At 63.3% G+C, this 2944-nt stretch carries 3 protein-coding genes; all 3 read right to left on the bottom strand.

Annotation, left to right across the window (positions count from 1 at the left end; all coding sequences use genetic code 11):
• A partial coding sequence (gene ssuD / locus EN964_RS30445) for an FMNH2-dependent alkanesulfonate monooxygenase (protein ID WP_127277128.1) occupies positions 1-1050 on the bottom strand: 1050 nt, incomplete at its 3' end.
• 238 nt (positions 1051-1288) lie between these two features.
• Positions 1289-2227 carry a sugar ABC transporter substrate-binding protein gene (locus tag EN964_RS30440; RefSeq protein WP_127269514.1) on the bottom strand — a complete coding sequence of 313 codons (939 nt, stop codon included), beginning with the start codon at positions 2225-2227 and terminating at the stop codon, positions 1289-1291.
• A gap of 14 nt (positions 2228-2241) precedes the next feature.
• On the bottom strand, positions 2242-2944 hold a 703-nt coding region (locus tag EN964_RS30435), incomplete at its 5' end, for an ABC transporter permease (RefSeq protein WP_164776096.1).

Here is a 2944-nt window from a genome sequence, read left to right as displayed (position 1 = left end):
CAGCTCGCCGAAGCGATAGGCTTCTTCGAGATGCGGATAGCCGGAAAGGATGAAGGTATCGATACCGAGGCGCCGGTACTCGTCGATGCGCTCGGCGATCGTGTCGGGATCGCCGACAAGTGCGGTCCCTGCGCCGCCGCGCACCAGGCCGACGCCGGCCCACAGATTGGGCGCGATCTCGAGCTTGGCGCGATTGCCGCCATGCAATGCGCTCATCCGCGCCTGGCCGACCGAATCCATGCGGGCAAAGACCTTCTGCGCCGAGGCGATCGTCGCATCGTCGAGCCGGCTGATCAGCCTGTCGGCCGCGGCCCAAGCCTCCTCGGTGGTTTCGCGGACGATGACATGCAGCCTAATGCCGAAGGAGAGCTTGCGGCCAGCCTTCTGCGCCAGTTCACGCATGCCGTCCAGCTTGCGCTCGACATCGGCTGGCGGCTCGCCCCAGGTCAAATATTTGTCGATCTCCTGCGCTGCCACAGTCGACCCGGCATCGGACGAGCCGCCGAAGTAGAGCGGGGGATAGGGTGTCTGCACCGGCGGAAACAGCAGCCTTCCATCCTCGATGCGGAAATGCTTGCCCTCATGCTCGACCGTCTCGCCGCTCAGCACCCGCTTGTAGATCCGAAGGAATTCCTGCGTCACCTCGTAGCGCTCGGCATGCGACAGGAAAATGCCGTCGCCCTTGTTCTCCAGCGGATCGCCGCCGGTGACGACGTTGATCAGCAGGCGGCCATTGGAGATGCGATCCAGCGTCGCAGTCATGCGCGCGGCGAGCGTCGGCGACTGCAAACCGGGGCGCACGGCGACAAGGAAACGCAAGCGTTCGGTCATCGGCACGAGAGCCGATGCGATCACCCAGGAATCCTCGCACGAGCGGCCGGTCGGCAACAGCACGCCATAGTAGCCGAGCGTGTCGGCCGCCTTCGCCACTTGCGTCAGATACGGCAGATCGACCGATCTGCCGCCCTCGGCCGTGCCAAGATAACGACTGTCGCCATGCGTCGGCAGAAACCAGAGCACCTTGATGCGGTCCGGCACGACCCGGCTCATGGCCTCTCTCCCGCTGCCTGACGAAGGCGGCCGGATATGCCTGCTTTGGTGAGTAGCTGATGCGAAAGAGTGGGCATGGCGTGGTCCTGTCCGGGTGGAAACCAGATCGCCAGTGCAGATTGCTTATTCCACAAACTCTGTAGAGTTAGTTTATTCCAATTCTGCCGCCGCTATTAGAATTTCTCTCTCTGGCAAGAAAAGGAGGCCGGCCCGAATACACCGGGCCGGCCTCCTTGTATCAGAACGCTGGTTCGACCGCGTTGACGTTGTCCTTGGTGACGACGGTCAGCGGGATGGGCAGCCGGTCCTTGACCTGCTTGCCGTCGATGATCTCGGCCATCGTGTTGATCGCCAGGCGGCCATCCTCGACGGGCGACTGGACGATGGTCGAGTACATTTCATTGGTGCGGATCGATTCGAACGCATCCTTCTGGCCATTGATGCCGACGATCGGCGGTGCGGCCTTGGAGGGGTTGGCCTCCTTCCAGGCATCGATGAAGCCGCGGGCCATCGTGTCGTCATTGGCGTAGACGCCGCTGATCTGGTCGCCGAAGCGTGTGATCAGATCGCGGCTGACCACCAGCGCCTTTTGCTGGTCGAAGTCGGCGTTGACCGTGTCGAGCACCTTGATGTCTGCATTGGTTTCCTTGAGACGGTCGGTGAAGCCGCTGACGCGTCCGATCGTGGTGCCGTTGCCGGCCTGGCCGGCGATGATGACGACGGAGCCCTTGCCGCCGAGCGCCTTGCTCAGCGAGTCCGCCGCCAGCTTGCCTTCCTCGTAGACGTCAGGCCCGGTGAACGACTTGATGAACGGCTTGGCATCGTCGCTCATCGGCGAATTGATGAGGATCGCCGGAATGTTCGCCTGCTGCGCGCGCGCCAGCCCCGGTATGTATGCCTGCGGGTCGAGCGGCCACAGGATGATGCCGTCGACCTTGCGCGCAACGCAGGTGTTGAGCTGCTCGGTGCCTTTCTGGACATCAAAATCCTGGCTGAGGCTCAGGATCTCGATGCCGAGTTCCGCGGCGCGCGCCTGAAGCGCCTTGTTGGCCGGCGTCGCGTAGGCATGCGAATCCGCTGCCGTCACGTAGCAAACCGTCTTGGCACTGGCCCAGCCCGTCGATGCCAGCACAGCCGCCACGGCGGCGACGTGAAGCATGCTTTTCTTGCCAATCATGTGTTTCCTCCCGATCATGTGGTTCCTCCTTGAGTGATTGGATTGTCGCGAACGAGCGCCGGGCGCGTGCCCGGAGCCCTCCCCTTGGTGGTAACGGCCCGATCGAGCACGACGAGCAGGATCAGGATAAGCCCGGACACGACCTGCTGGACGTATGCGGGAACGGACTGGAACTCCATCGCGATGGTCAGCGAGCCGATTGTCAGCACGCCGCCGAGCGTGCCGAGCGCGGATCCCCTGCCGCCTTCGAGACGAGTCCCGCCGACAACGACCGCGGCAATGACGGCGACCGTCAGTTCCGAGCCGAAGACAGGCGAGCCGGTGTTGGTGACGAGGCTCTGGAGAACCCCCGCCAGGCCGGCAAGCGTGCCGGCAAAGACAAAGCCGAGAAAGACGATACGGTCCGAGGCGATACCGCTTTCCTTGGCAGCCGCCGGGTTGGACCCCACCGCAAAGACGTTGCGCCCGGGTATGGTGCGCGTCAGCCAGAAATGCAGCAGCACGATCAGGGCGATGAACAGCGCGCTGCGGAGGGTGAAGACATCGAGATAGATCTTGGCCAGCGCCAGGGAGAGCATGATGTCGGTTCCGGTCACCGGCTGGCTGTTGGTGATCCAGTGGGAGAGCGAGCGGAAAATCAACATCGTCGCGAGCGTCAGCACGAGCGAATTCACCTTCAGGCCGACGACCAGCATGCCGTTGACGGCGCCTGCCAAG

The organism is Mesorhizobium sp. M7A.F.Ca.CA.001.10.2.1, from assembly GCF_003998575.1.
In the GTDB taxonomy this organism is placed as follows: domain Bacteria; phylum Pseudomonadota; class Alphaproteobacteria; order Rhizobiales; family Rhizobiaceae; genus Mesorhizobium.
This window is presented reverse-complemented; position numbering and strand designations above follow the sequence as displayed.

Bases quoted from the DNA above. Each gene is read 5' to 3' on its own strand.
- EN964_RS30440 (WP_127269514.1), bottom strand. From the start codon at position 2,227: ATGATTGGCAAGAAAAGCATGCTTCACGTCGCCGCCGTGGCGGCTGTG.